Here is a 26,140-nt window from a genome sequence, read left to right as displayed (position 1 = left end):
TTCGCAGCTTCTACGAACAGCAACCGCACCTGCGGCGCCGCAAAAACCCTAAAAGTGTAGCACACAGGGCGCTAGTTGCGCCGCAACATAATTTTTTATTGGTCGTGCCGTCTGCCGCAAATCATTAACGAAAATCGCAAAATCAATGACAATTATTCACAATGCAAATAACTTGAAAGCAGGCCTGCGGCACCGGCGCACTGGCCGGCGCCGCGCCTCAGTCAGCTACACCCAGTGCGCGTAAAACGGGCAAGGTGCGCGCGGAAAAATATTCCGCGCGCGCCAGCAGTTCGGCCAGGTTTTCCTCTTCCGTCAACAAGGCCTGCCCGTCCTTCGTCAGCAGTTGCTCCAGGCGCAGCAGTACCGGCCACGTCGCGCGCACCCATTCTTGCGGCGTTGGACAACCTTGCTGTTTTGCCCACAGGAACAGTTGTTGTAAATGCGATACAACCACACCGCCGCCCGTCAGGGGACTGGCGAGGCTGTGCAAGTCGGTTCTTGCCAGCGCCTGCTCCAGCAAATGCGCATTCAGCCGCGCCGTCCGCGGCCGCGCCACGACGATGTCGACCTCGTCCTGGACGGCAAGCACGCTGCCCTTGCTGACCAGCACCAATATGATCTGCAGCAAGGCGGCCAGGCCGGCTTCGCTACCCGCCAGTTGCTGCTCCAGTTCGCCTATCGTGTACACGCGATGGTCGGCCATGGCGTCGAGCACGGGCGCATACACGCGCTCGTCCATATCGGCGTCGCCCAGCACCCCATGCACGCTCAACACCACTTCGTCGCGGGGCACGGCCAGCATCACGCGCACGGCCCGCACGGCGCTGACCTGGGCCAACGGCGTCAGCCTGCGCGCGCCCTTGACCCAGTAATCCTTGCGGAATTGCTCGTTGACGAGAAAGGCGCGCGTCGTCTCGCGGAAGACGGGATCGGGTATCTCGGCCAGGAATTGCTGGTGTTCGGCCGTCAGGTTCAGCATGTCGACCAGAGCGGTATAGTTGGCGGACGAGGCGAACTCCAGCTTGGCCTCGCCCAGCATGGCCGCAACGCTGGAAAAGGCCATCGGCTGCCAATCCGCATTGAAATATTCGTGTGCAATATAGTTGCGGTCCAGCGCTTTCAGCTTCTCGAAACGGTCCGCCAGCAGGGGATTGGCCTCCAGATAGCGAGGTTGCACGGCGATCATCCTGTCGACAAAATCGATGGCGCCGTCGACTCGTGCCAGCACGCCCACGCCGGGCGCGCTCATGACGCGGCTATGTTCGGCCAGCAAGTCGCGCATCGGCATCATGGCACTCCAGCCCGGCTGCGTGTTATAGCTGATATAGGCGACACCACCCACTTTCAGCTTGCGCTGCAGGAAATCGACGATCAAGGCGCGATTTTCTGCAGAGACCCAGCTCCAGATCCCGTGCAGGCAGATAAAGTCGAAATCGGGCAAGTCGTCACGGCAGCAAAACTGCGCGAACGATTCGTCCGTGAACTGTGCGCCGGCGCCGGCCACGCTGGCCAGCTCCTGCGCAAAGGCGGCCTGGGACGGATTGAAATCATTGCCATGCCAGCGCGTGGAAGACGCCGCCGCATGGATGTTGGCGCTGATGCCCTGGCCAAAGCCCAGCTCGCAAGCCGTGCCGCTATCCGGCAAGGCCAGCCCGGCAGCCAGCAGGGGCAGCCGCAGGCGCAGAGGATTCAATTCTTCGTAATAGCCATAGGTATAGGCAATTTCGGCCACATAGCCGGCATTCCAGTTGCTCATCTCGATCCTGTCACGGTCAGTGGTGCTGCGCGCATCGCACAGCGTTCGAGCGCCAGAATACCTTATCGCGCGGCGTCGCCATACTGGAAACAGACGGCGTTTGAAAGCGCAGTTCATGGGGCACGACGGAGGCCGGCCGGCGCGCCATGGCCAGCCTCATTCCTCGTCAGGATCCAGCCCCTTCAAGGCCGCTTGCACGGCGCGCTGGGAAAAGCCGCGCTGCATCAGGAAGCGCATCTGCTTGTTGCGCTGCTCGGCATCCTGCGCTACTTCACCAAACTTGCGGCGCCACACTTCGCAGGCGCGCGCAACTTCCCCTTCGGCCAGGCCCGCCTTGAGTTCCTGCAGCGCCTCGCCGCCGATGCCATGGCTTTGCAACTCCGCCATGATGCGGCTATTGCCGAAGCGGGCCGAGCGGCGGTGGATCAGCGACTCGGAAAAGCGCTCCTGCGACAGCCAATTGGCTTGCTCCAGGCTGTCGAGCAAGGCTTCCACGTCATCGCCCTCCTGCGCATGGCGCTGCAGCTTGCGCCGCAATTCCATGCGGCTGTGTTCACGCATCGACAAAAAGCGTAGCGCCCTGCCCTTCAGGCTTAGTTGTACTGCGGCCATACACCCACCTTGTCTTTCATTCCACAATCACATCACCCAAACACAATCGCCGCCCGGCGCAACAGCGCGGGACGGCGATCATGGTCCTACCTTGCGGCAAGCCATGCGTAGGTCGGATCAGGGCCCTTGGACCGTAATCCGACAACATTGTTGACGTCTGTGGTGTTGTCGGATTACGCGCGGCTTTGCCGCGCTAATCCGACCTACTCTGGCTTGGCTTCCGCAGCCTTGGCAGCCTTGTCGGCGGCTTTATCCGCTTTTTCCGGCTTTTCAGCAGCCAGCGGCGGCAGTTCGCGCACGCCCAGCGAAGCGCGGACCTTGTTTTCGATTTCGCGGGCCAGCGCCGGACGCTCCTGCAGGAAGGCGCGGGCGTTGTCCTTGCCCTGGCCGATACGTTCGCCGTTGTAGCTGTACCACGAACCGGATTTTTCCACGATCTTGGCATCCGAGCCCAGGTCCAGGATTTCGCCTTCGCGCGAAGTGCCTGCGCCGTACAGGATGTCGAAGTGCGCTTCCTTGAACGGTGGCGCGATCTTGTTCTTGACGACCTTGACCTTGGTTTCGTTGCCGATCACTTCATCGCCGGACTTGATCGAGCCGGTGCGACGGATATCCAGGCGCACGGAGGCGTAGAATTTCAGCGCATTGCCGCCCGTGGTTGTTTCCGGGCTACCGAACATCACGCCGATCTTCATGCGGATCTGGTTGATGAAGATGACCAGGGTATTGGTGCGGTTGATGGAACCGGTCAGCTTGCGCAGGGCTTGCGACATCAGGCGCGCTTGCAGGCCTGGCAGGGAATCGCCCATGTCGCCTTCGATCTCGGCGCGTGGCGTCAGTGCGGCCACGGAGTCGATGACGACGAGGTCGACGCTGCCCGAACGCACGAGGGCGTCGCAGATTTCCAGCGCCTGCTCACCCGTGTCCGGTTGCGAGATCAGCAATTCGTGCAGGTTCACGCCCAGCTTTTGCGCGTAGCCGACGTCGAGCGCGTGCTCGGCATCGATAAAGGCGCACGTGCCGCCCAGTTTTTGCATTTCGGCGATGGTTTGCAGGGTCAAGGTGGTTTTACCCGACGATTCCGGACCGTAGATTTCCACCACGCGGCCGCGCGGCAAGCCGCCCACGCCCAGCGCGATATCGAGGCCGAGCGAACCGGTCGACACGACTTGCACTTCTTCGATCGGTGCGCTGGCATCCATGCGCATGACCGAACCTTTGCCAAACTGCTTCTCGATCTGCGCCAGTGCGGCGGCGAGCGCCTTGGCTTTTTCCGATGCGGGTACTACAGCTTTTTTATCGTCCATATGTTCTTTCAGCCGTTCTACAGTTGCGGATTCACGTGACGCATCTACGTGAACCGTGCAGCCTGCGATAGCGCCAGTGGGTTAAATTCTTTACACAGACAGTACTGTATAAAAAAACAGTGATCAATGCAAGCGGAACGTGGATTTGTTTTGAAACAGATCAATACAACCGCGGATTTTCATAAAAATTCGCCACCTTGCGGAAAATGAAACACAATACAAGCTTCTACCGCCGCAAAGCATAGGAAGTGCACCATGCGTATTTTACTTGCCGAAGATGACAGCGTGCTGGCCGATGGCCTGACCCGCTCGCTGCGCCAGTCCGGTTATGCGATCGACTACGTCAAGACGGGTCAAGAGGCCGATACGGCCCTGTCCACCCAGGAATTCGACTTGCTGATCCTCGACCTGGGCCTGCCCAAAATGTCCGGCCTGGAAGTGCTGCGCCGCCTGCGCGCGCGCGCTTCGCTGCTGCCGGTGCTGATCCTGACGGCCGCCGATTCCATCGAACAACGCGTCAATGGCCTCGACCTCGGTGCCGATGATTATATGGCCAAGCCGTTCGCCTTGTCGGAACTGGAGGCAAGAGTGCGCGCCCTGACGCGCCGCGGCGCTGGCGGCGGCGCCACCATCATCAAGCACGGCCCCCTCAGCTACGACCAGGTGGGGCGCAGCGCCTACATCAACGACCAGATGCTCGACCTGTCGGCGCGCGAACTGGGCTTGCTGGAAATCCTGCTGGGCCGCACCGGCCGCCTCGTCTCGAAAGAGCAGCTGGTCGACCACCTGTGCGAATGGGGCGAGGAAGTGTCGAACAACGCCATCGAAGTGTATGTGCACCGCCTGCGCAAGAAGATCGAAGTGGGCGGCGTGCGCATCGCCACCGTGCGCGGCCTCGGCTATTGCCTGGAAAAATACTCGGAAGCGGCGCGCCTGAACGCTGAAGCGGGCGAGTCGGCAAGCGGACCCGCCAGCAAGTGAAGGCGCGCGAGGCGCCAGCGGACGAGCCGGATGATGACGACTGGTTCGAGCCGCCCACCACGGAGCAGGACGACACCATCGAGCATTCGCTGTTCGGCGAAATCCTCGACTGGATGCTGGCGCCCCTGCTGCTGCTGTGGCCGATGAGCATCGCCATCACCTATCTGGTGGCCAAGGGCATCGCCAATCAGCCGTTCGACCATGCGCTGGAAGACAGCGTGACCGTGCTCACGCAGCAAGTCAAGCAGGCCGATGGCGCCATGTTGCGCCGCGCGCCGGACAAGAACAGCAGCAATAATAATGGCCGCGACTTGCTGCGCGGCGACGATGTCGACACCCTGTATTACCTGGTGGTGGGTCCGCGCGGCGAATACCTGGCCGGCGACCGCGATTTGCCGCCGCCGCAGGATCCCGACAAATACCGCAGCGGCATGGTGCTGTTTCGCAACGACACCATCCACGGCACGCCCGTGCGCGTGGCGTTCAGCTATCTCGACATTCCTGCCGACAACGACGATGAGCCGCACCGCGCGCTGGTACAAGTTGCCGAAACCCTGGAGAAACGCGCCCAGCTGGCCAATGAAATCATCAAGGGCGTGATTTTGCCGCAGTTCATCATCCTGCCCGTGATCCTGGCTCTCGTCTGGTTTGCCCTGGCGCGCGGCCTGTCGCCGCTGGCGCAATTGCAGGAGCGCATACGCGCCCGGCCACCCGACGATTTATCGCCCATCGAATCGGGCCAGGTACCCGAGGAAATCACGCCGCTGGTCGGTTCGCTCAACGAGATGCTGGCGCGGCTATCGCTGTCGATCGACATGCAGAAACGCTTCATCGCCGATGCCGCGCATCAGATGAAAACGCCGCTGGCCGGCATGCGCATGCAGTCGGAACTGGCCCTGCGCCAGACCGACCACGACGAGATCCACCGCTCGCTGCTGCAACTGGCGAAAAGTTCGGAAGCGGCCACGCGCCTCGTCAACCAGCTGCTGGCCCTGGCGCGCGCGGAAAACCAGCCGCAGGCGGGCACGGCGTTCGAGCCGATCGAGCTGAGCGAACTGGCGCGCGGCGTGGTGCAGGACTGGGTGCAAGCTTCGTTTGCCCAGCATATCGACCTGGGCTTCGAGCAGCCCGCGTATTCGATCATGATTTCCGGCAATGCCATGATGCTGCGCGAGCTGCTGAGCAACCTGATCGACAACGCCCTGCGCTACACGCCGTCGGGCGGCAGCGTCACGGTGCGCGTGCGCAGCACCCTGGAACTGGCCATCCTGGAAGTGGAAGATACGGGTCCCGGCATTGCGCCGGCCGAGCGGGCCCACGTGTTCGAACGCTTTTACCGCATTCTCGGCAGCAATGTCGACGGTAGCGGCCTGGGCCTGGCCATCGTGCGCGAAATTGCGCAGCAGCATGGCGCCGAAGTCGATATTTTTAACAATCCGCGCGCGCAGTCGCCGAAGCTGCCGGGCACCCTGCTACGCCTGAGCATCGCCCTGCTGTTGCCGGACGCGCCAGAAGAGGATGACGTCACGTATGGATAAGCCGAGCCCACCCGTTGCCCCGGCGCGGCCATCGCACGCGCCCAGCCCCGAGCTGCAGGCGCGCCGCGACATCCACTGGCGCAAGACGCGGCGCCTGACGGCCATCCTGCTGCTGGTGTGGCTGCTGACGGGTTTTCTAACCGTATTCTATGCGCGCGAGCTGCTGCACCTGAACCTGTTCGGCTGGCCGCTGCCCTTCTATATGGCGGCCCAGGGCGCCTCGCTCGTGTACCTGGCCATCATCGCCTTCTATGCCTGGCGCATGCGACGCCTCGACCGCGACTTTCATGCCGAGGAGCAAGCATGAGCGGCCAGCGCAGTTTCTTTGCGCGGCTGAGCCGCTACTACCTGCTGTTTACGGCCGGTTTCGCCGCTTTCCTGCTGGCCTTGTCCGTGCTGGAACAGGAAGGCATGCCGCGCGCGTGGATCGGCTACCTGTTCATGCTCGTCACCATCACCCTGTACGCCACCATCGGCGTCATCAGCCGCACCTCGAACGTCACCGAATACTATGTGGCGGGGCGCCGGGTGCCGGCCATGTTCAACGGCATGGCCACGGCCGCCGACTGGATCTCGGCCGCCAGCTTCATCAGCCTGGCCGGCGGCCTGTACCTGAACGGCTTCGACGGCCTGGCCTTCATCATGGGCTGGACGGGCGGCTATTGCCTGGTGGCGCTATTGATCGCGCCCTACCTGCGCAAATTCAGCCAATACACGATTCCCGATTTCCTCGCCGCCCGCTACGGCAGCGGCACCGACAAGCGGGGCGCCAGCGTGCGCGTGGTGGCCGTGGCCGCCACCATCATCGTGTCGTTTACCTATGTGGTGGCGCAGATCTACGCCGTCGGCCTGATCGCCTCGCGCTTCACGGGCGTGGATTTTTCCGTCGGCATTTTCCTGGGCCTGGCCAGCATCCTCGTCTGCTCCTTTCTGGGCGGCATGCGCGCCATCACCTGGACGCAGGTGGCGCAGTACATCATCATCCTCGTCGCCTTTCTGATTCCCGCCATGTGGCTGTCGGTCAAGCATGCGGACAATCCCGTGCCGCAGATCGCCTACGGCAAAGTGCTGACGCAACTGAGCGCGCGCGAACACGTGCTGGAAACGGACCCGAAAGAAAACGAAGTGCGCGCCATCTTCCGCCAGCGCGCGCAAAGCTACCAGGCGCGCATCGACGGCTTGCCCGGTTCCTGGGAACAAGGCCGCCTGGCGGCCCAGCGCCAGCTCGATAGTTTGCGCCAGCGCAATACCTCGCTGTTCGACATCCGCAACGCGGAGCGCTACCTGATCGCCTATCCGAAAAGTCCGGACGAGGCACGCGTGCTGTGGCAGGCGGCGCAGGCGCAGAACCAGAAACGCGCCGAGCCGATCATTCCACACGCGCAGCCATTTCCCGCCGCAGACCGCGAGCAATCCGACATCAAGCGCAACAATTTCCTGGCCCTCGTGTTTTGCATGATGCTGGGTACGGCCGCCCTGCCGCACATCCTCATGCGATCGTACACCACACCCTCCGTGCACGAAACGCGCGTTTCCGTGTTCTGGACCCTGTTCTTCATCTTGTTGATCTATCTCACGATTCCCGCGCTGGCCGTGCTGGTCAAGTACGATATTTACTCGGCGCTCGTGGGCACGCAGTACGCGAACCTGCCCACCTGGGTGTCGTACTGGGCCAATGTGGACAAACTCAGTCCCCTGATCAGCATCGTCGACGTGAACCGCGACGGCATCGTGCAACTGGCGGAAATTTCCATCGACGCCGACGTGCTGGTGCTGGCCACGCCCGAGATCGCCGGCCTGCCCTACGTCATTTCCGGCCTGGTGGCGGCAGGCGGCCTGGCCGCCGCCCTGTCGACGGCCGATGGCTTGCTGCTGGCCATCTCGAACGCCCTGTCGCACGACGTCTATTACAAGGTGGTCGATCCCACGGCTTCGACGCAAAAGCGCGTGACGATTTCAAAATTGCTGCTGCTGGCCGTGGCCTTCATCGCCGCCTATGCGGCCTCGCAAAAGCCGGCCGACATTTTGTCGCTGGTGGGCGTAGCCTTTTCCCTGGCCGCCTCGACCCTGTTCCCGCCGCTGGTGCTGGGCGTCTTCTGGCAACGCGCCAACTTCCAGGGCGCACTGGCCGGCATGTTGACGGGCTTTGGCGTATGCCTGTATTACATGCTGCACACGAGCACCATGCTGGGCGGCAATGCCAGCGGTCAATGGTTCCACATCGCGCCCATCTCGGCCGGCATCTTCGGCGTGCCGGCCGGCCTGGCCGCCGCCATCCTCGTCAGCTGGCTGACGCCGGCGCCGGGACGCCGCAGCACAGGGCTGGTCGAACATATCAGGGCGCCGGAGTGAGCGTCCATAGGTCAATTTTTTATTCCAGGTTACAACACACCATGCCCCAGGCTTTCTTGCGTCTGCTACAGATCCTGGCCGCCTGCGCCAGCCTGTTCGCCCTTTCCGCACAGGCGCACACGGCCATCGCGCCGCCACCACTGTCGGCCTTCTTCGCCAACCCCGAATTCAGCGGCCCCCAGTTGTCGCCCGATGCGCGCCATCTGGCCGTGAAGGTAAGCGGCGCGAACAATCGCGAACGGCTGGCCATCGTCAACCTGCTCGATAACAGCATCAAGGTCGTGGCGCAATTCAGCGATGTCGACGTGGGCGACGTCGAATGGGTCAACAACGAACGCCTGATCCTGAACACGCGCGACCGCCAGACGGGGCCCGGCGACATGCGTTTCGGGCCGGGCCTGTTTGCCGTCAACCGCGACGGTGGCAACTTTCGCCAGCTGGCCGCCCGCAGCGCCATGCCCGATGCCTCCACCTCGATCTATAAACTGCTGCCCTGGCATACCTACCTGACGGGCCAGCGCGGTGCGCAGGATTCCCAGGCCGTGTATGTGCGCAGCACCGTGTACGCCTCGACGGGCGAAGTCGACTACGAAGGCTTGCGGCAGCTCGATACGCTCACGGGCCGCAGCACGGCCGTCAAGCCGCCAGGCAAGGTGCGCCGCTGGCTGCTCGACCAGCATGGCGAACCGCGCCTGGCCGTGACCCGGGAGCGCAATATCGAAAGCGTGCAGTACCTTGATCCGGCCAGCGGCGCCTGGCGCACGCTGGCGCAGTTCGACGCCTACCTCGGCGGCCCCGACGCCTTCACCCCGCTCTCCTTCGGCACGGACGGCACCCTGTACGTGAGCGCCCGCATGGGCAGCGATACGCTGTCCGTGCATGCCTACGACCTGGCCGGCAGCCGCATCGTGCCCACGCCCATCATCTCGCTCGACGGCTATGACTTCAGCGGCAATCTGATCGTCGGGCAAGGCAAGCTGCTGGGCGTGCGCCACCTGAGCGATGCGCGCGCCACGCGCTGGTTCGACCCGGTCATGACGGCCACCCAGGCACGTATCGACGCCCTGCTGCCAGCGACCATCAACCTGGTCTCGCTGGCGGCCCGCCCCGCCACACCCTTCATGCTGGTGACCTCGTATTCCGACCGGCAGCCGGGCAAATTCTCGCTGTTCAACAGCGACACGGGCAAGCTGAGCATCATCGGCGAAGCGCAGCCGCTCATCAAGCCGGCGCAGATGAGCGAGCAGCAGCTGGTGCGCTACAAGGCGCGCGATGGCCTGTCCATTCCCGCCTGGCTCACCGTGCCCGCCACGACTTCCGGCAAGCAGTTGCCGCTGATCGTGCTCGTGCATGGCGGCCCGTATGTGCGCGGCAGCTCCTGGCAATGGAATGCCGAAGTGCAATTTCTTGCCTCGCGTGGCTATGCCGTGCTGCAACCGGAATTTCGCGGCAGCACAGGCTTTGGCGCCAAGCATTTTCGCGCCGGCTGGAAACAATGGGGCTTGAAGATGCAGGACGATCTCGCCGATGGCGCGCGCTGGGCCATCGCCGAAGGAATCGCCGATCCGCGCCGCATCTGCATCGCCGGCGCCAGCTATGGCGGTTATGCCGCTTTGATGGGCCTGGTCAACGATCCCGACCTGTTCCGCTGCGCCATCGACTGGGTGGGCGTGACCGACATCAACCTGCTGTATAGCGGCCACTGGAGTTTCAAATCCGACCTCGGCGATGACTGGAAACAGTACGGCATGCCCGAGCTGATTGGCGACCGGACGGCCAACGCGGCCCAGTTCCAGTCCACCTCGCCCATCGCCCAGGCGGCGCGCATCACCCAGCCCCTGCTGCTGGCGTACGGCGCCGCCGATCAGCGGGTGCCGCTGTATCACGGCAAGCAGTTTTACGCGGCCGTCAAACAGCACAACCGCGATGTCGAATGGGTGGTCTACGACGAGGAAGGCCATGGATGGACATTGCCGAAGAACCGCATCGACTTCTGGGGCCGGGTGGAGAAATTCCTCGACAGGACTATCGGAAAAGACAGCGCCCCGGCAAAAAAGGAGTAGGCTGGAGGGCCGTTCCATTTACGAGGAAATCCTATGCCGTCTGGAAAAATTCTTGTCGCCCAGGGAGGCGGTCCCACCGCCGTCATCAACCAGTCGCTGGTGGGCGTGGTGCTCGAATCACGGCGCTTTCAGCATGTCACGCGCGTGTATGGCGCGCTGCACGGCGTGCGCGGCATCGTCAATGAAGAATTCGTCGATCTGACGCAGGAAACCAGCCACAACCTGGAACTGGTGGCCGCCACGCCGTCGTCGGCCCTCGGTTCCACGCGCGACAAGCCCGACATCGCCTACTGCCAGCAAATCTTCGAAGTGCTGCGCGCGCACGAAATCGAACATTTCTTTTATATCGGCGGCAATGACTCGTCCGACACGGTGCGCATCGTCAGCGAGGAAGCGCACAAGGCCGGCTATCCGCTGCGCTGCATCCACATCCCGAAAACCATCGACAACGACCTGGTGGGCAGCGACCATACACCGGGCTTTCCCTCGGCCGCGCGCTTCGTCGCGCAAGCGTTCGCCGGCGCCAACCTCGACAACGCAGCCTTGCCCGGCGTGTACGTGGGCGTGGTGATGGGCCGCCACGCGGGCTTCTTGACGGCCGCCTCGGCGCTGGGCAAGAAGTTCCCCGACGACGGCCCGCACCTGATCTACCTGCCCGAGCGCGTTTTCGTGCTGGAACAGTTTCTTGCCGACGTGAAGGCGACCTATGAAAAATATGGCCGCTGCGTGATCGCTGTCTCGGAAGGCATCCACGACGCCTCGGGCGAGCCGATCGCCAGCCTGCTCGCCCAAGAGGTGGAGCGCGATGCGCACGGCAATGTGCAATTGTCGGGCACGGGTGCGCTGGCCGACCTGCTGTGCGACGAAATCAAGGCCAAGCTCGGCATCAAACGCGTACGCGGCGACACCTTCGGCTATCTGCAACGCTCCTTCATCGGCTGCGTTTCCGACGTCGACCAGCGCGAAGCCCGCGAAGTGGGTGAAAAGGCGGTGCAGTTCGCCATGTGGGGCGACCGCGACGGTTCCGTGGCCATCAAGCGCACGGGCTTTTATTCCGTCGATTACGAGCTGCTGCCCCTCACCGAGGTGGCGGGCAAGACGCGCACCATGGAAGACGAATTCATCAGCGCCAGCGGCACGGACGTCACCGATGCTTTCAGGCTGTATCTGCGCCCGCTGCTGGGTTCGGGCATGCCCGACGCCTTCCGTCTTAGAGCCGCAAAAGTAGCGAAGGTCTTGAAACCCTAGCTGTTTTCCGCCAGCAACAGCGGCCGCAGTTTCACGGCCGCCTCCTTGAGCTGCGGCACGTGCTGCATCAATTGCTCCACGGATTTGCGCGCCACGGGCGCGTGGCAGGCGACGGCCGCCACGATGCGTCCGTCGGCCGCGCAGATGGGCACGGCCACGGCCACCATGCCGTGCACGAATTCCTCGTCGTCGATGCCGATGCCCATGCGGGCGATACGCACGATCTCGCGCTCGAGCAACACGGGGTCGGTAATGCTTTTCGGCGTGCGCGCTTCCAAGGTCAGCATGGACAGCAGCTCGCGCCGCTCCAGCAAACTCATATGCGCAAGGAATAATTTTCCGCTCGCCGTGCAATGCATGGGCGCGCGGCTACCCAGCACCAGGTGCAGGCGCAGCGGTTCCTGCGTTTCCACGCGGTCCACGTAGACGATCGCATTGCCTTCGGGAATGGCCAGGTTGCACGTCTCGCCCGTGATGGCCACCAGGCTGCCCAGGATGCTGCGGCTCACGCGGATCAGGGCATTGTTGCGCAGGGTCGCCAGCGCCAGGTTGGTCGAGGCGGCACCGGGCACATAGCCGCGCCCCACGGGCGTGCGCAGCACATAGCCATGCTGCTCCAAGGTATCGAGCAAGCGCATCATGCTGGCCTTGGGCACTTGCATGCGCGCGGCCAGCTGCGACAGGGTCAAGGGCTGGCTGGCGCTGGCCAGGTGCTCGATCAAACGCAGCACGCGCAATCCCCGCGCCTCGTCGCCATGGCTCGCCGTTGTGCCGGTCTCCACTTGGCCACCTTCTTCGGCCTCGCCCGGCCGTTTTTGAAACGCATCATGCATGTTCTGTTTCACCTCTCGCGTATGCGGCTGTTTCCGCTTGTCCCGGTGCCGCACGTCTTTTATAAATGGAACCAGAAGTTCCAAAAATAACCAATAAAGACCAGTGTATCGCAAAAAACGCCCGCTGAGGCGGTGCGATACCGCAACGCAGGAGACAAGAACAATGTTGCAAATACACTACGATTACATCGTTGTCGGCGCCGGTTCCGCCGGCTGCGTGCTGGCCAACCGCCTGTCGCACGACAGCAACAATCAGGTATTGCTGCTGGAAGCGGGCGGCAAGGACAACAATCCCTGGATACACGTGCCGGTCGGCTATTTCAAGACCATGCACGATCCCAAGCTCGACTGGTGCTACCGCACGGAAGCGGACGCCGGCATCGCGGGGCGCCAGCTGCAATGGCCGCGCGGCAAGGTGCTGGGCGGTTCCAGCTCGCTCAACGGCTTGCTGTACGTGCGGGGCCAGAAGGAAGACTACGACCGCTGGGCCGAACTCGGCAATGCAGGCTGGAGCTATGCCGAGGTGCTGCCCTATTTCAAGAAATCGGAGGACCAGGAACGCGGCGCCAGCGATTACCATGGCGTGGGCGGTCCGTTAAAGGTGTCGGACCTGCGGCTGCGCCGTCCCATCGCCGAGCATTTCATTGCCGGCGCCACGGAAAGCGGCATCCCCTTCAATGCCGATTACAACGGCGCCACGCAGGAAGGCGTCGGCTACTTCCAGCAGACGGCTAGCAAGGGACTGCGCTGGAGCACGGCGAAAGCCTTTCTTCGGCCGGCCCGCAAGCGCGCCAACCTGCGCGTGGAAGTGCGCGCGCAAATCACACGCGTGCTGTTCGAGGGCAAGCGCGCCGTCGGCATCGAATATCAGCAGGATGGCCAGCTGCGCCAGGCGCGCGCCAGCGGCGAAGTGATACTCTGCGCGGGCGCCATCGGTTCGCCGCAAATCCTGCAATGCTCGGGCGTGGGCCCGCGCGCCCTGCTCGATGAAGTGGGCGTGCCGCTCGTGCACGACTTGCCCGGCGTGGGACAGAACCTGCAAGACCATCTGCAAATCCGCCTCGTCTTCAAGACGCGGCTGAAAACCCTGAACGATGAAGTCAACAGCCTGTGGGGCAAGCTGTGGGTGGGCATGCAATATGTGTTTTCCCGCTCGGGACCGTTGACCCTGGCGGCCAGCCAGGTGACAGTGTTTACCAAGTCGTCGCCCGACGTGGAACGGCCCGACATCCAGTTCCACATGCAGCCGCTGAGCGCCGACAAGCCGGGCGAAGGCGCGCATCCGTTTTCCGCGTTCACGTCGTCCGTGTGCCAGCTGCGCCCGCACAGCCGCGGCCACGTGTCGATCAAGTCCGCCGATCCACTCGCTTATCCTGGCATCTACCCGAATTATCTGTCCGACCCGCGCGACCAGCAGACGGCGGTTGCCGCCCTGCGCGTGGCCCGAAAAATCGCTGCCGCCCCGTCGCTGGCGCCGCACATCATTTCCGAGTTCGTGCCCGGCCCGCAGTTCCAGAGCGATGAGGAACTGCTGGACGCGGCGCGGCGCTTCAGCCAGTCGATCTACCACCCGAGCGGCACCTGCAAGATGGGGCATGACGCCATGGCCGTCGTCGACGAGCGTCTGCGCGTGCACGGCATGCAGAACCTGCGCGTGGTCGACGCGTCGATCATGCCGGAAATCGTCTCGGGCAATACGAACGCGCCCACCATCATGATCGCCGAAAAAGCGGCCGACATGATTTTGGCGGACGCCGTGCGCCTGCCCAAGGCGGCCTGACTCTACCCCATTCCGTTCCCAAAGGAGGATGCCAGCGGCGGGCAGAGTGGCCCGCCCCTCAATGACTTGGCAATCAGCCAGGCATCAGAAAAAAACACATAATCGATATCGATAGGAGACTAGATATTATGGATAACAATACGAGCAATCCGAAAAAGGCCAAAGAGCTACGGAAAGTCGTGATGGCCAGCGTGATCGGCGCCACCATCGAATGGTATGACTTCTTTTTATACGGCGTCGTGGCCGGCATCGTGTTCAGCAAGCTGTATTTCCCGGGCGGCGATCCGCTCGTCTCGACCATGCTGGCCTACGGCACCTTTGCCGTAGGTTTTCTGTCGCGCCCCATCGGCGGCGTGATCTTCGGCCACTTCGGCGACAAGATCGGCCGCAAGAGCATGCTGGTGATGACCCTGATGATCATGGGGATCTCCACTTTCCTGATCGGCGTGCTGCCGACCTACGACCACATCGGCTACTGGGCCCCTGGCCTGCTGCTGTTCCTGCGCGTGCTGCAGGGTATCGGCCTCGGTGGCGAATGGGGCGGCGCCGTGCTGATGGCGTATGAATATGCGCCCCCAAAGGAGCGCGGCTTCTATGCCAGCCTGCCGCAGATCGGCCTGGCCATCGGCCTGTGCCTCGCTTCGGGCGTGGTGGCGATCCTGTCGTATACCTTGACGGATACGCAATTCCTGTCCTGGGGCTGGCGCGTCGCCTTCATCCTGTCGGCGGCCCTCGTCTTCATCGGCATGTGGATACGCCTGAACGTGATGGAAACGCCCGAATTCCAGGCCGTCAAGGAGAAGAACGCGGAGACGCAGATTCCATTCTTCGACCTGCTGAAACGCTATCCGGGCAATGTCTTGAAGGGTATGGGCGCGCGCTATATCGACGGCGTGTTCTTCAATATCTTTGGCGTGTTTTCCATCACCTACCTGACCAACACCATCAAGATCGACCGCACGGAAGCGCTGATGGGCGTGATGGCGTCGGCCGTCGTGATGTGCTTCTGCATTCCGTTCTTCGGCAGGCTGTCGGACCGCATCGGCCGCACCAAGGTGTTTTTCTGGGGCTCGTTGATCACGGGCGTGTCGTCGATTCCCGCCTTCTGGATCATGCTCAACCACGCCGACAATCCGCTGCTGCTGTGGTGTTCCGTGATCATCCCGCTGGGCGTGCTGTATTCGGCCGTGTACGGCCCGGAAGCGGCCCTGTTCTGCGACCTGTTCGACGCCAAGGTACGCTACACGGGCATCTCCTTCGTCTACCAGTTCTCGGGCATCTTCGCCAGCGGCCTGACGCCCATCATCGCCACCTACCTGCTCAAGACTGGCAATGGCGAGCCATGGCACATCGTCGGCTACATCCTGTTCGCCTCGCTCGTCTCGGCCGTCAGCGTGGCCATGATCGGAAAAGGAGGCTCGCAGCCGGATGGCCGCATGAAGACGGCGCACGCGCGTTAGACAACATCGTGGCGTAAAAAAGGCAGGCCCTATAAAGGCCTGCTTTTTCTATTGACGTTCCCGCATAATCCTGCAAACAGGAATTATTTACTTCAAAAAATTAACCATAACATAAATTAAAAAATTTCTTTTCAAAAAAAAAAGATAATCCTTATAAGAAAAACTTATTTGACGCACATCAATCAATAAAGCCAACACGGATCTACTATACCGTTCTAAATTAACAGTGTATTTTTAGAAAAATAAATAAACATCAAAAAACTCTTTACTAAAAAATTCAACAAAACTTCTTATTGATGCATTAAAGAATTTTAACAAGGAGGAATAATGAAAAATTATTTATTAAAAATTAGTGATACTGGCAACGAAGTCTTGGGCTTACAACTGGCTTTGGCAGAACGAGGCTTCAACCCCGGGGCGCAAGATGGTGTTTTCGGGCAAGCAACGGTTGCCGCCCTAACCTCTTTCCAGGAAAGCGAAGGCTTATTAGTTGACGGCATAGCGGGCCCACGCACCCTATCGCTGCTTGGCCTGTGCGACAACGACGACTTGCCTGACGTCAGGGCGCAAGTTTCGGTACAAGTGGTCAGTCAAATGTTTCCTGAGACTCGCATTGACAACATCAAGCGCTACCTACCCTCAGTGCTGGACGCATTGGGAAATCATGGCCTAGGGGACAAAGTCATGGTATTGACCGCGTTAGCAACAATCCGTGCAGAAACAGAGGCATTCTTGCCCATCGATGAATGCATTTCCAGGTACAACACCTCCCCCTCTTCCAACCGCCCCTACGATTTGTATGACTACAAAAAAAGTCTTGGGAATCAAGGGCCGCCAGACGGTGACCGCTTTCATGGCCGTGGCTTCATCCAATTAACAGGTAGAGACAATTATTCGCGCTATGGAACACGTTTGACGCCATCGCAAGATTTATTAAAATCTCCCGAGCGTGCAAATGCTCCTGAGTGCGCAGCCAATATTCTGGCTCTTTTTCTCCGCGATAAACAAATAAAAATCAAGCAGGCGCTATTGCAGCGTAACTTCATCTTGGCACGAAAACAAGTCAATAAGGGCAGCTATGGCTTGGAACGCTTCACTTCCGCATATTTAACCGGGGAAAAACTGATTAGCGACGGATTCAATAACTGATGAGCGCTAGTGCGCTATACCAAGAAAGGACAGGATCATGAACGCAAGCATAGAAAAACTGATTTTTCTCGCACGTAAAGAAAAAGGAGTGCGCGAAGGTCCGATCAATAACACCGGGCAGCGGATCGAAGAATTTCAGTCAGCAACCTGGATGACGCCTGGCGCATGGCCTTGGTGCGCGGCCTTTACTGCCTGGCTTATGCGCGAATGGCTACACGAAGAAAGCGTGCGTGATGCCTTGGAGATCGATTCCCTCAACGCCGCCGAAAAATGGCGCTGTCGTGACGCCAGTGCCTTTGGCTGGGAAAAGTGGGCGGCGCAAAAAAATATCCAGTTATTACCAGAAAGTGAAGTCGCCAAGGCGGGTGACTTCGTTGTCTATGATTTCTCGCATATTGGCTTGGTCATCAAGGATCAATCCTCTCAAGCCAATTCGATCATGACCATCGAAGGCAATACCAATGGCAAGGGTGAACGCGACAGCACGGGAGGCGATGGAGTGTGGGAAAAAGCGCGTGCGCCATCGCTGACGAAGTCGTACATCCGCCTGTTTGCCTGACACGACGGGCTAAAAAAAAGCAGGCTCTTGATGGAGGCCTGCTTTCTTGACTCACGCGACAGCGACTATCAGATCACGATGGTCTGGTGCTCGTCGCCGTTACGCGCGCGGATCGTGCCGATGCGCGACACGGTTTCGCCGGCCGCTTGCAGCTGGGCGATGGCGGCGTCCGCGTTCTCTTGCGAGACGATGACGGTCATGCCGATGCCGCAGTTGAAGACGCGGTGCATTTCGGCGTCAGCCACGCCGCCGTGCTGTTGCAGCCACGTGAACAGCGGCGGCATGGTCCATGCCTTCGAATCCAGCTCAGCGACCAGGCCAGGCTGCAGCACGCGCGGGATGTTTTCCACCAAACCGCCACCGGTGATGTGCACCATGCCCTTGACTTCCATGGCATCCATCAGCGCCAGCAGCGGCTTGACGTAGATGCGCGTCGGCTGCATCAACACGTCGGCCAGCTTGCGGCCGTGGAAGTCGCCTTCCAGGTCAGGTTTCGCCACTTCGATGATCTTGCGCACCAGCGAGTAACCGTTCGAGTGCACGCCCGACGAGGCCAGGCCCAGCACCACGTCGCCCGGGGCGATCTTGGTGCCGTCGATGATTTTCGATTTTTCCACGGCGCCGACGGCAAAACCTGCCAGGTCGTATTCGCCGGCCGGGTACATGCTCGGCATTTCCGCCGTTTCGCCGCCGATCAGCGCGCAACCGGCTTGTTCGCAACCCTGGGCGATGCCCTTGATGACGTCGGTGGCAATGGCCACGTCCAGCTTGCCGCAAGCGAAGTAGTCGAGGAAGAACAGCGGCTCGGCGCCTTGCACCAGGATGTCGTTGACGCTCATGGCGACCAGGTCGATGCCGACCGTGTCATGGCGGTTCAGTTCGAACGCCAGGCGCAATTTGGTGCCGACGCCGTCGGTACCCGAGACCAGCACCGGTTCCTTGTACTTCTTGCTGATTTCAAACATGGCGCCAAAACCGCCCAGGCCGCCCATCACGCCTTCGCGCAGGGTGCGCTTGGCAAACGGCTTGATTGCTTCGACTAAAGCGTCGCCTGCGTCGATATCGACGCCAGCGTCACGGTAGGAAAGGGAAACATTAGAAGTCTGGTTCATGGTGTGGTGGCAACGGAGGCGGTAAAATAGAAGGCGGATACCCGCCGGCACGCGCGCGCAAGCATGTTTTTCAACATCGTGCGGCAGGGCGCCAGCGGGTGAATTCGGTCGATCAAGTCGCTATTTTATCAAACTGCCCCGCTATTTCGTAATTAACTGCCTTTTTTTAACGCAACAGTACAAACTACATGCCATTCGCCATCACCGCCGAACAGAAGCAAACAGCATTTTGGATCGCGGTCTGGCTGGCATTTTTGCTGCTGCTCGTCAGCCTCGGCCCCATCCTGACGCCCTTCCTGGCCGCCGCCATCCTCGCCTACGTGCTCAATCCCGGCGTGGACCGCTTGCAGCGCCTCCATTACAAGCGCTTTTACGTGCCCCGTCCGCTGGCCGTGCTGGTCGTCGTAGTGTTGTTTTTCCTCGCCATCACGGCACTCGTGCTGATCGTCGTGCCCGTGTTGCAGAAGGAAATTCCGCTGCTGCAGGCGCAAATCCCGCAATTCCTCAGCAAGGCGAACGAGTTCCTGGCGCCGAAACTGCGCGACCTCGGCATCCGTGTGCGCCTGGACGGCACGGGCATCAAGCGCATGCTGAGCCAGCAAATGGCCACCAGCGGCGATGAAATCTGGAGCACGGTGCTCGCCTCGGCCCGCATCGGCGGCACTGCCGTGCTGGGCTGGCTGGCCACCGTGGTGCTGATTCCCGTGGTGCTGTTCTACCTGTTGCTGGACTGGCATCCGATGCTGGCGCGCATCGCCGGCGCCGTGCCGCGCCGCTGGGTCGGCCGCACGGTGGGCATGGCGCAGGAAGTCGACACCCTGCTGGCGCAATACCTGCGCGGCCAGTTGCTCGTCATGCTGGTGCTGGCCACGTATTACTCGGTGGCGCTGGCCATCGCCGGTTTTGAAGTGGCATTGCCTGTAGGCATCATCACGGGCTTGCTGGTGTTTATCCCCTACCTGGGCTTCGGACTGGGCCTGATGCTGGCGCTGATCGCCGCCCTGCTGCAATTTTCCGACTGGAGCGGCCTCATCGCCGTGGCCGTCATCTACGGCTGCGGCCAGGTCATCGAAGGCTTTTTCCTCACGCCGCGCCTGGTGGGCGAGCGCATCGGTTTAAATCCGCTGGCCGTGATCTTTGCCTTGCTGGCTTTCGGACAATTGTTCGGTTTCGTCGGCGTTTTGCTTGCTTTACCCGCTTCTGCCGTCCTGATGGTCGCTTTTAAGCATCTAAGACGCCACTACCTCTCCAGCAGCTTCTATAATACCTAGTAAAAGCGGATATCATATCAACCTAGCAATACCACGATGCACATGCAGTAATGAAAAACAGGACAAGGCGTACGCCATGAAACAACTGGTGCTCGATTTAGGCACAGACCAGGCGCACAGCCTCGATACCTTCGAGGTGGGACAGAATGCCGAAGTGGCGCAGCTGATGCGCCAGTTCGCCGCGCGCACTTCGCGCGAACATTTTGCCTACCTGTGGGGCGAACTGGCCGCCGGCAAGAGCCACCTGCTCAAGGCCCTGGCCAGCACCGAGCGCGCGCGCTACATTTCGCCATTCTCGATCGAGTCCGAATTCGTGTATTCGCCTGACGTCGACCTGTACCTGCTCGACGACTGCGAAAAGCTGTCGCCGCTGGCGCAGATCGACGCTTTTGCCCTGTTCAATGAAATCCGCGCCAACAAGGCGTTCATGGTCTGCAGCGGCGCCGTGCCGCCCGCCGTGCTGCCCGTGCGCGAAGACTTGCGCACGCGCATGGGCTGGGGCCTGATCTACCAGATCCACGGCTTGACCGACGATGAAAAAATCGCCGCCCTGACCCAGGCGGCCACCACCCGCGGCTTGACCTTGTCGCCCGGCGTGTTACCCTATCTGCTGTCCCATTTCCGGCGCGACATGCGTTCGCTGTCGACGATGCTGGACTCTCTCGACCTCTACTCCCTTGAAACCCAACGCCCGATCACCTTGCCATTGTTGCGCGAGTTGCTGCAGGCGGAAGCGAAAGAATGATGAATCTGGCCCTGTTTGACCTCGACCACACCCTGCTGCCCATCGACTCGGATCACGAGTGGGGCGAATTCCTGGTACGCATCGGTGCCGTGGACGCCGCCGAATTCACCCGCCGCAACGACGAATTTTTCGCGCAATACCAGGCCGGCACGCTCGATCCGGTGGAATACCTGGAATTCTCGCTCGGCACCCTGGCGCAATTCCCGCGCGAACGCCTGGAAGCGCTGCACCGCCAATTCATGGCGGAAGTGGTCATGCCGGTCATCCGCCCGGAAGTCGTGGCCCTGCTGAAACAGCACCAGGATGCGGGCGACCTGCTGGCCATCGTCACGGCGACCAACCATTTCATCACCAAACCCATCGCCGATGCGCTGGGCGTCGAGCACCTGCTAGCCGCCATGCCCGAATATGACGACGCAGGCAACGTCACGGGCAAGCTGGTCGGCACGCCGACCCTGGGCGCGGGCAAGCTGACCCACACCCACGCCTGGCTGGAAAAGATGGGCAAGGAACTGGGGCAGTTCGAGCGCAGCTATTTTTACAGCGATTCGCACAACGACATTCCCCTGCTGTCGGTCGTGACCCACCCTGTCGCGACCAACCCCAATACCGCTTTGAGCGCACACGCATCCCTCCACGGCTGGCCATCACTCCACTTATTCAATGATTAAAAAATTCATCCGCAAGATCCTCGGCGTTAAAAAAGAGGCAGCGCGCGACACCACGGCCCCCATCGTGCTCGGTCCTGCGCAACACGGAATCGACCCGAAACTGGTGTCGTCGAATGCCATCCGCGTCACCAGCAGCCTGCAGGAAGCAGGCTTCGAGGCCTTCGTCGTCGGCGGCGCCGTGCGCGACCTGCTGCTGGGCGTGAAACCGAAAGACTTCGACATCGCCACCAACGCCACGCCGGAACAGGTCAAGCGTTTGTTCCGCCGCGCCTTCATCATCGGCAAGCGCTTCCAGATCGTGCACGTGATGTTTGGCCAGGATTTGCTGGAAGTGACGACCTTCCGCGGCGCCGGCGCCGACTCCGCGCCCAAGGATGAACATGGCCGCGTCCTGCGCGACAACACCTTCGGCTTGCAGCACGAAGACGCGCTGCGCCGCGACTTCACCATCAACGCCATGTATTACAACCCGGCCACGCAGGAAGTGCTCGACTACCACGGCGGCGTGGAAGACATCCGCGCCAAGACCTTGCGCATGATCGGCAAACCGGAAGAACGCTATCGCGAAGATCCCGTGCGCATGCTGCGCGTCGTGCGCTTCGCCGCCAAGCTGAAATTCACCATCGAGCCGCATACGGCCGCGCCGATTCCCGTCATGGCGCCGCTGATCAACAACGTGCCCGCGCCGCGCGTGTTCGACGAAATGCTCAAACTCCTGATGAGCGGCCACGCGCTGGCTTGCCTGCAGCAGCTGCGCAAGGAAGGCTTGCATCACGGCCTGCTGCCGCTGCTCGACGTGGTGCTGGAACAGCCGCTGGGCGCGAAATTCGTCACCCTGGCGCTGGACGCCACGGACCAGCGCATCGCCGCCGGCAAGACCGTCTCGCCAGGCTTTTTGTTTGCCTCGCTGCTGTGGCACCAGGTGCTGGAAAAATGGACGGCCTACCGTGCCGCCGGCGAGTCGACGATCCCCGCGCTGCACCTGGCGGCCGACGACGTGCTCGACTCGCAAACGGAAAAACTGGCCTTGCAGCGCAAGATCGGTTCCGACATGCGCGACATCTGGTCGATGCAGCCGCGCTTCGAGCGCCGCGTCGGCAAGGCGCCGTACAAACTGCTCGAGCACCTGCGCTTCCGCGCCGGCTACGACTTCCTGCTGCTGCGCTGCGCCTCGGGCGAGATCGACATGGACATCGGCGAATGGTGGACAGCCTTTTATGAAGGCGACGAGGAAACGCGCGAAGCGCTGCTTGTCAGCGCCAATGCCGCACCGGGGGCCGTCAAGAAGAAGCGCCCGCCACGCCGCAGCACGCGCAGCAAGACCAGCACGGGCGGCGGTTCGACCACCGGCAGCACCAGCGGCGAATAATGACGGTCACCGCCTACATCGGCATCGGAGCCAACCTGGGCGACGCACGCGCCAACGTGCAGGATGCGATCGCGCGCCTGGCGCGCCTGCCCGGTGCATCGCTGGTCGACGCCTCCGCCAGCTACCGCACGGCGCCCATCGATTCGAGCGGTGACGACTACATCAACGCCGTGGCGCGCATTACAACCACCTTGCCGGCTGAAGAACTGCTGCTGGCGCTGCACGCCATCGAGGCGGCGCACGGGCGCGAGCGGCCATACCGCAACGCCCCGCGCACCCTGGACCTGGACTTGCTGCTGTACGGCGATGAACAGATCGCCAGCGCCACCCTGACGGTGCCGCATCCGCGCCTCACCGAGCGCGCCTTCGTGCTGGTGCCGCTGCTGGCCCTGACGCCCGCCATCGTCGTGCCCGGACGCGGGCCGGCGCAAGCCTTCCTGGCAAGCGTCGCCGACCAGGCCATCAGCCAGCTCTGAGCCACGGCGCCGGACATACACTACAATGCCGCCCCTGCAGCACGCCGCATAAAGTACTACACTAGCGGCGTCGCAATCGCATCACCCCCTTTCACTCTAGAGAATACCTATGTCCGCTTATTTGCAAGGAACAGATCTGGCAGCCAAAGACAAGGCCGCCACACCGGCGCCGGCGCCAGCCAAGCCTGTCGCCAACAAGGCCGTGACCATCCACACGCTGGCCACGCTGCGCGCCGCCGGCGAAAAGATCACCATGCTGACCTGCTATGACGCCAGCTTCGCGTCCCTGATGGACCGCTGCGGCGTGGAGATCCTGCTGATCGGCGATTCGCTCGGCATGGTCTGCAACGGCCACAATTCCACCCTGCCCGTCACCGTGGCCGAACTGGCCTACCACACGGCGTCCGTCGCGCGCGGCAGCAAGTCGGCCATGATCATGTCCGACCTGCCGTTCGGCGCGTACGGCACGCCTGAAACAGCCTATGCGAACGCCGTCATCCTGATGCAGGCTGGCGCGCACATGATCAAGATCGAAGGCGGCGCCTGGCTGGCCGAGACCGTGCGTTTCCTCACCGAGCGCGGCATCCCCATCTGCGCCCACATCGGCCTGACGCCGCAATCCGTGCACCAGCTGGGCGGCTATAAAGTACAGGGCAAGAGCACGGAAAGCGCGGCCGAACTGAAGAACGATGCGCTGGCGCTGCAAAATGCGGGCGCCGCCATCGTGCTGATGGAAGCGATGCCGACGCAGCTGGGCAAGGAAGTGACGGACATGCTGACGATACCGACGATCGGCATCGGCGCAGGTCCCGACTGCTCGGGCCAAGTCCTCGTCATGCACGACATGCTGGGCGTGTTCCCAGGCCGCAAGGCGCGCTTCGTGCGCAACTTCATGGAAGGCGCGGCCAGCATCGACGACGCCGTCACCGGCTATGTCAAAGCCGTCAAGGATGGCAGCTTCCCGGCGCTGGAACACTGCTTCTGATCCAAGTACCCCCCATAAATTATTGTGATTTCTGACCTCCATAACCGGCACTCTGCGGCGTTGCCCACCGCTCGCAGTGCTCGCACTGCGTCGCGGCGGACGCCTTGCATAGCATCCGGCTATGTTCGTCATAATTTCACAATAATTTCCTGAGGATTACTTAGCCTATTGAGGCGATATCGCCCCGGTACTTGCCGGGGCGATTTTTTTTTCGCGCAGCGTTTCTGTCCGTACAAACGCCACCTCCAGTCCAAAAAACTGTCCGATGCGATTCAGCGTCTGGATGGTCGGATTGCCCTTGCCGCTCTCGATTTCCTTGATGACCTTCGTGCTCACGCCCCGGTGCGTCGCAAACTCTGCCTGCGTCATGCGCGAGATAGCGCGCATTTCCTTGACGGCGTGCTGTAGCGTGATGGCTCCTGCTTCAATGGCTTCGTAAAGCACCGCCCTGCGCTGCCGCAGCTCCTCCTTGTCAACGGTCTTTTTGGTACGCGCCATGTCAGTGCTCTCCCAAGGCCTTGAGCTGTTCGATCTGCCCGGCTATATGTGGCCGAAGGAAAGCAATGATGTCATCATCCACGCCTGCCTCCTGCATATGCTGTTCCAGCGCAGTCAGTTGCTGGGCAAATCCGTATAGCGCGAGGCGAACCTGCTCGCGCTCGACGTCCGTCATGCCGATCGTAGCCAGTATCGTCGTCCAGTCATGCAGCTCGTTTTGGGTATCCGGGTGATACCAGCGCGCCGCGCGTGGTATGCCATCCGGGTCCAGATACATCGGTGCAAAATCGAACAGCGGCGTGAGGCGCACCTCGGCACCCACTTGCTGTACCGCCGTATTGCGTGCGTGATTATCGGTATTGCGCATGGCCAGGTTCAAGATATCGCGTTTGAGAAATTCAATGGTTTCCGCAGTCTTGTCGCTGACGACGGCGCGCAGCGCCTGCAATAATACAAACTGGCTGGGCGTGGCTTCAAAGCCAACGATACCTGCCAGCGAAGCGGCGCTTTCCTGATGCAGTCGCAGCACTTTTCCATCGCGGATGCGGCGGTCAAAACGGGGAATGAACAAGGTATCGTCCTGGTAGCGCAGTTGGCCTTCGGTGCGCAAGCCCATCGCGCGCGCCACAGTCATGTATGCGGCTTCATTTCTCAATACCTTGGCGTCGCTGGCGGTCTTTCCGCGCGGACGCTTGACGATGAAATGTGCAGCCGCATACTTGTCCGCCAGAGCGCCATCGGCATGCCAGAAACCAGCATGGTCGGTGGTCAGCAGATATTTCGGTGCCGCTCCTTGTACCCCCAGACTGCCGGCGGCCAGCATGCTATGCATCAGCATGCGCTCATTGAAGGCATCGCCGCGACCTATAATCTCCTCCAGTGAAAAGCCGGTCTGCGGCTTGCCCTTGTCGTGGCGATTCATATGGTGTGCGTAGTACTGCACGGCCTCGGCGATGCGCACGCGCCCGACTGGATTGAATGCACCGGCACACGCAAGCGGAAAATCGGCAGCCGGACCATCGGCCAGTTGAAGCTGCCCAAGCAGATATGCCCGGCCGCTTCCCTGGGGAATCAGGTCAAAGATAAAAGCTGGCCATTGCGCCAGCTTCTGCATTTCTGCCGTGACGGGAAAACGCAGCGAGACAGGTCCACTCTCAAGCTTGAAGAAGGCATAATCGAGGTCATACTCGAACAGGGTACCGGTGCGTGGATTGCCGCCTGCAGGATCAAGCAAAGTCAGCGATGCGCAATCGTGCCACGCATCATCATGAAAAATTTGAAAATGGCAGTGCATGACGGCTCCAATTGGATCTTATAGTAACTAATTGTGTTCAGTTTATCCTTAAATTAGCACTTATACGATCCAATTTCTAAA

General features: G+C 61.3%; 23 protein-coding genes. 16 read left to right on the top strand and 7 right to left on the bottom strand.

Annotated elements, in window-relative coordinates; all coding sequences use genetic code 11:
- Nucleotides 1–217: 217 nt before the first annotated feature.
- The 3 genes from SKZ59_RS01130 to recA all read right to left on the bottom strand — a co-directional run bounded on the left by SKZ59_RS01130 (nucleotide 218) and on the right by recA (nucleotide 3,675).
- The gene (locus tag SKZ59_RS01130) at nucleotides 218–1,756 is read right to left on the bottom strand and encodes a class I SAM-dependent methyltransferase (RefSeq protein ID WP_319990570.1); all 1,539 of its coding nucleotides are present in this window, start codon (nucleotides 1,754–1,756) and stop codon (nucleotides 218–220) included.
- Nucleotides 1,757–1,912: 156 nt separating this feature from the next.
- Nucleotides 1,913–2,368 (bottom strand): recombination regulator RecX, encoded by a 456-nt coding sequence (gene recX, locus SKZ59_RS01125; RefSeq protein ID WP_034746072.1) that lies wholly within the window; start codon nucleotides 2,366–2,368, stop codon nucleotides 1,913–1,915.
- Nucleotides 2,369–2,571: 203 nt separating this feature from the next.
- Nucleotides 2,572–3,675, bottom strand: a complete 1,104-nt coding sequence (gene recA, locus SKZ59_RS01120; RefSeq protein WP_034746069.1) for a recombinase RecA — start codon at nucleotides 3,673–3,675, stop codon at nucleotides 2,572–2,574.
- A gap of 255 nt (nucleotides 3,676–3,930) precedes the next feature.
- Between recA and SKZ59_RS01115 the strand changes: the two genes are divergently transcribed.
- Genes SKZ59_RS01115 through SKZ59_RS01090 form a run of 6 tightly spaced genes read left to right on the top strand, consistent with a single transcriptional unit; the run spans nucleotide 3,931 to nucleotide 11,857 of the window.
- A complete protein-coding gene (locus tag SKZ59_RS01115; RefSeq protein WP_319990569.1) occupies nucleotides 3,931–4,656 on the top strand; it encodes a response regulator transcription factor in 726 nt (241 codons plus the stop codon).
- A complete protein-coding gene (locus tag SKZ59_RS01110) occupies nucleotides 4,653–6,194 on the top strand; it encodes a sensor histidine kinase (protein ID WP_034746063.1) in 1,542 nt (513 codons plus the stop codon). The genes SKZ59_RS01115 and SKZ59_RS01110 overlap by 4 nt, the downstream gene beginning before the upstream one ends.
- Nucleotides 6,187–6,501 (top strand): DUF4212 domain-containing protein, encoded by a 315-nt coding sequence (locus tag SKZ59_RS01105; protein WP_219328040.1) that lies wholly within the window; start codon nucleotides 6,187–6,189, stop codon nucleotides 6,499–6,501. The genes SKZ59_RS01110 and SKZ59_RS01105 overlap by 8 nt, the downstream gene beginning before the upstream one ends.
- Complete coding sequence (locus SKZ59_RS01100; protein ID WP_070301053.1) at nucleotides 6,498–8,546, top strand: sodium:solute symporter family protein; 2,049 nt, start codon at nucleotides 6,498–6,500, stop codon at nucleotides 8,544–8,546. The genes SKZ59_RS01105 and SKZ59_RS01100 overlap by 4 nt, the downstream gene beginning before the upstream one ends.
- Nucleotides 8,547–8,587: 41 nt before the next feature.
- Entirely contained in the window at nucleotides 8,588–10,609 is a 2,022-nt protein-coding gene (locus SKZ59_RS01095) for an alpha/beta hydrolase family protein (protein WP_319990568.1), read from the top strand.
- 33 nt (nucleotides 10,610–10,642) lie between these two features.
- The gene (locus tag SKZ59_RS01090; protein WP_319990567.1) at nucleotides 10,643–11,857 is read left to right on the top strand and encodes a 6-phosphofructokinase; all 1,215 of its coding nucleotides are present in this window, start codon (nucleotides 10,643–10,645) and stop codon (nucleotides 11,855–11,857) included.
- On the opposite strand, the gene SKZ59_RS01085 is transcribed toward SKZ59_RS01090, so the two are convergent.
- Entirely contained in the window at nucleotides 11,854–12,639 is a 786-nt protein-coding gene (locus SKZ59_RS01085; RefSeq protein ID WP_319990566.1) for an IclR family transcriptional regulator, read from the bottom strand. The two genes, SKZ59_RS01090 and SKZ59_RS01085, sit on opposite strands and share 4 nt — an antisense overlap.
- A gap of 214 nt (nucleotides 12,640–12,853) precedes the next feature.
- On the opposite strand from SKZ59_RS01085, the gene SKZ59_RS01080 reads away from it, so the two are divergent.
- The 4 genes from SKZ59_RS01080 to SKZ59_RS01065 all read left to right on the top strand — a co-directional run bounded on the left by SKZ59_RS01080 (nucleotide 12,854) and on the right by SKZ59_RS01065 (nucleotide 17,638).
- On the top strand, nucleotides 12,854–14,470 hold the full coding sequence (locus tag SKZ59_RS01080) for a choline dehydrogenase (protein ID WP_319990565.1): 1,617 nt from the start codon (nucleotides 12,854–12,856) through the stop codon (nucleotides 14,468–14,470).
- A 128-nt stretch (nucleotides 14,471–14,598) separates the two neighbouring features.
- The gene (locus SKZ59_RS01075) at nucleotides 14,599–15,930 is read left to right on the top strand and encodes an MFS transporter (RefSeq protein ID WP_070301050.1); all 1,332 of its coding nucleotides are present in this window, start codon (nucleotides 14,599–14,601) and stop codon (nucleotides 15,928–15,930) included.
- Between the two features lie 327 nt (nucleotides 15,931–16,257).
- The gene (locus SKZ59_RS01070; protein WP_319990564.1) at nucleotides 16,258–17,079 is read left to right on the top strand and encodes a peptidoglycan-binding protein; all 822 of its coding nucleotides are present in this window, start codon (nucleotides 16,258–16,260) and stop codon (nucleotides 17,077–17,079) included.
- A 37-nt stretch (nucleotides 17,080–17,116) separates the two neighbouring features.
- The gene (locus SKZ59_RS01065) at nucleotides 17,117–17,638 is read left to right on the top strand and encodes a CHAP domain-containing protein (RefSeq protein WP_319990563.1); all 522 of its coding nucleotides are present in this window, start codon (nucleotides 17,117–17,119) and stop codon (nucleotides 17,636–17,638) included.
- 68 nt (nucleotides 17,639–17,706) lie between these two features.
- On the opposite strand, the gene purM is transcribed toward SKZ59_RS01065, so the two are convergent.
- Nucleotides 17,707–18,750: a phosphoribosylformylglycinamidine cyclo-ligase gene (purM, locus tag SKZ59_RS01060; RefSeq protein WP_034746051.1), complete on the bottom strand. Its 1,044-nt coding sequence runs from the start codon at nucleotides 18,748–18,750 to the stop codon at nucleotides 17,707–17,709.
- Between the two features lie 188 nt (nucleotides 18,751–18,938).
- On the opposite strand from purM, the gene SKZ59_RS01055 reads away from it, so the two are divergent.
- The 6 genes from SKZ59_RS01055 (at nucleotide 18,939) to panB (ending at nucleotide 24,267) form a co-directional block, all read left to right on the top strand.
- On the top strand, nucleotides 18,939–20,021 hold the full coding sequence (locus tag SKZ59_RS01055) for an AI-2E family transporter (RefSeq protein ID WP_219328042.1): 1,083 nt from the start codon (nucleotides 18,939–18,941) through the stop codon (nucleotides 20,019–20,021).
- Nucleotides 20,022–20,097: 76 nt separating this feature from the next.
- Nucleotides 20,098–20,766, top strand: a complete 669-nt coding sequence (hda, locus tag SKZ59_RS01050) for a DnaA regulatory inactivator Hda (RefSeq protein ID WP_058048421.1) — start codon at nucleotides 20,098–20,100, stop codon at nucleotides 20,764–20,766.
- The gene (locus SKZ59_RS01045) at nucleotides 20,766–21,437 is read left to right on the top strand and encodes an HAD family hydrolase (protein WP_034747702.1); all 672 of its coding nucleotides are present in this window, start codon (nucleotides 20,766–20,768) and stop codon (nucleotides 21,435–21,437) included. Before hda ends, SKZ59_RS01045 begins: the two co-directional genes overlap by 1 nt.
- Nucleotides 21,430–22,806, top strand: coding sequence for a polynucleotide adenylyltransferase PcnB (gene pcnB, locus SKZ59_RS01040; protein WP_034746042.1), 1,377 nt, complete (start codon nucleotides 21,430–21,432; stop codon nucleotides 22,804–22,806). Before SKZ59_RS01045 ends, pcnB begins: the two co-directional genes overlap by 8 nt.
- Nucleotides 22,806–23,282, top strand: coding sequence for a 2-amino-4-hydroxy-6-hydroxymethyldihydropteridine diphosphokinase (gene folK, locus SKZ59_RS01035; protein WP_319990562.1), 477 nt, complete (start codon nucleotides 22,806–22,808; stop codon nucleotides 23,280–23,282). Before pcnB ends, folK begins: the two co-directional genes overlap by 1 nt.
- 109 nt (nucleotides 23,283–23,391) lie before the next feature.
- The gene (gene panB, locus SKZ59_RS01030; protein ID WP_181878004.1) at nucleotides 23,392–24,267 is read left to right on the top strand and encodes a 3-methyl-2-oxobutanoate hydroxymethyltransferase; all 876 of its coding nucleotides are present in this window, start codon (nucleotides 23,392–23,394) and stop codon (nucleotides 24,265–24,267) included.
- Nucleotides 24,268–24,432: 165 nt separating this feature from the next.
- Here panB and SKZ59_RS01025 read toward each other — a convergent pair whose 3' ends face one another.
- Both SKZ59_RS01025 and SKZ59_RS01020 read right to left on the bottom strand, forming a co-directional pair.
- The gene (locus SKZ59_RS01025) at nucleotides 24,433–24,765 is read right to left on the bottom strand and encodes a helix-turn-helix transcriptional regulator (protein ID WP_070301047.1); all 333 of its coding nucleotides are present in this window, start codon (nucleotides 24,763–24,765) and stop codon (nucleotides 24,433–24,435) included.
- 1 nt (nucleotide 24,766) lies between these two features.
- The gene (locus tag SKZ59_RS01020) at nucleotides 24,767–26,059 is read right to left on the bottom strand and encodes a type II toxin-antitoxin system HipA family toxin (RefSeq protein ID WP_319990561.1); all 1,293 of its coding nucleotides are present in this window, start codon (nucleotides 26,057–26,059) and stop codon (nucleotides 24,767–24,769) included.
- Nucleotides 26,060–26,140 lie beyond the last annotated feature (81 nt).

This window comes from Janthinobacterium sp. GMG2, from assembly GCF_033949445.1.
In the GTDB taxonomy this organism is placed as follows: domain Bacteria; phylum Pseudomonadota; class Gammaproteobacteria; order Burkholderiales; family Burkholderiaceae_D; genus Janthinobacterium; species Janthinobacterium aestuarii.
The sequence above is the reverse complement of the archived record's forward strand: the minus strand, read 5'-3'. Positions and strand labels throughout refer to the sequence as shown.